Here is a 1764-nt window from a genome sequence, read left to right on the forward strand (position 1 = left end):
GCGTTCCACGTCTCGAGTAACAGTGTGCGCTCGTTAGCTGGCAGCACGTTCAGTTGCTGGACGGGTAGATCCGGTGTGTGCTCGAGTGCCGTGGCCAGGCTTTCCAACGCCTGTTGCATATAGCTACATATCCGATCGGGATCGAGCGGCTGCACGGCCTGGGCAGTTAGCCCCAGCGCGTGGCCGCGATCTTCCACCGACAGTCCGAGAGGGTAATTGTCACGCTCTTGGGAACCCAAGAATTCGATGCCGGGCGTGGTCTGGATCTCGCTGGGCGACACTCCTTCGTGCACATAGTTCAGCAGCGCGCTGAACAGCGGTGTACCGGCGGGTACGCCACTACAGCGTTGTGCGAGTCCCAGCGACGCATGTTCATGTTCAAGCAGGGTAGCCAGGCGGGCATGCGTGTGACGCACACCGTCTTGAACGCTGTTATTCAGATCGACGCGAAGTGGTAACGTATTGATGAACAATCCCATGGCACTGTCAGCGCCGTCACCTGCTTGCATGCGACCGAACAACACGGTGCCAAATACCACTTGCTGCTGGCCAGTGACTCGCGCCAGTACCTGCGCCCAAGCCAGATGGCATAAGCTGGCCAGACTCACGCCCAGCTGTTTGGCTTGCGTGCGCAGCCGATCATTCAAGTCCTGCGGCAGCATCCGGTGCGATTCAGTAACCTGCGTGCCGTCACGATGCACGTCGGTCAACCCGAACGGCAACGTGGGCTCATCCACATCGGCAAGCATCTCGGTAAAGAAGCGCGCATGCTCACTTTCGCTCATGCCCAGGCGCGCTTGTGCCACGAGATTGCGAAAGGGTCGCGCGGGCGGCAACGCGTCGCCTCGTCCTTCGAGAAAAGCCTGGACTTCGGTTTGCATGATCTCCTGCGTCGCATGATCACCGATAAGATGATGTAGCAACTCGAGCAGCAGCCAGCGGCCATCGCCATCTTGAGCGATGACGAAGTGGAGTAGGGGAGCTTGAGTTAAATCGATCCGATATTGAGTAGGGTCAAAGCGCCGTAACAGTTGTTCGATGACTGGCCCATCGTCCGGATTCAACTCAAGTTCGGTAACGGCCGGCGATGCATGACGCCAAACCACCTGCGCAGGGACGGACAGTCCTTCCCAGACGAAAGCGGTGCGCAGAATATCGTGGCGATTGACCACTTGCTGGACCGCCTCTAGATAGCGATCCAGCACTTGCCGATTGGCAAAAGCCATTTGGGTGGTCAGCAGATACGGATCACGGTCAGCCGCAAGCAAATGGTGAAATAGAATGCCATCCTGCAATGGCGACAATGCATAGATGTCCTGGATATTTGCCACGCCTCCCGGCACCTGTGTGACGATCCGGTCGATGTCAGCCTGAGTAAGCTCGATGAGCGGCAGTTGCTCCGGTGTCAGCGTTGTAGTGTCGGGCGTGATGCGATTGGGTGGTACGACCACTTCCCGGTGCTGACCCAGAGATTGCGCCAATACGCTGAGCGTAGGCGTTTCAAATAGCGCGCGTACGGAGAGCATCAGGCCAACGCGGCGCAAGCGGTCGATCATCTGCACGGCAAGCAGCGAATTTCCACCCAGTGCAAAGAAGCTGTCATGTCGACCGATGTGCGTTAAACCCAATAATTCAGCCCAAATCGCTGCCAGCGTCGTTTCAGCTTCGCCCTGCGGGGCTTCATACGCTTGACGTGCAAAGGCATCGGCGTGCGGCGCGGGCAACGCATGGCGGTCGAGCTTGCCGCTCGGCGTCAGCGGGAAC

At 58.6% G+C, this 1764-nt stretch carries 1 protein-coding gene; it reads right to left on the reverse strand.

Features of this window, described 5'->3' with window-relative positions; all coding sequences use genetic code 11:
• Positions 1 to 1764: condensation domain-containing protein (locus B0O95_RS15130; RefSeq protein WP_233203454.1), on the reverse strand; the 1764-nt coding region annotated here is incomplete at both ends.

This window comes from Mycetohabitans endofungorum, assembly GCF_002927045.1.
GTDB classification, from domain to species: Bacteria; Pseudomonadota; Gammaproteobacteria; order Burkholderiales; family Burkholderiaceae; genus Mycetohabitans; species Mycetohabitans endofungorum.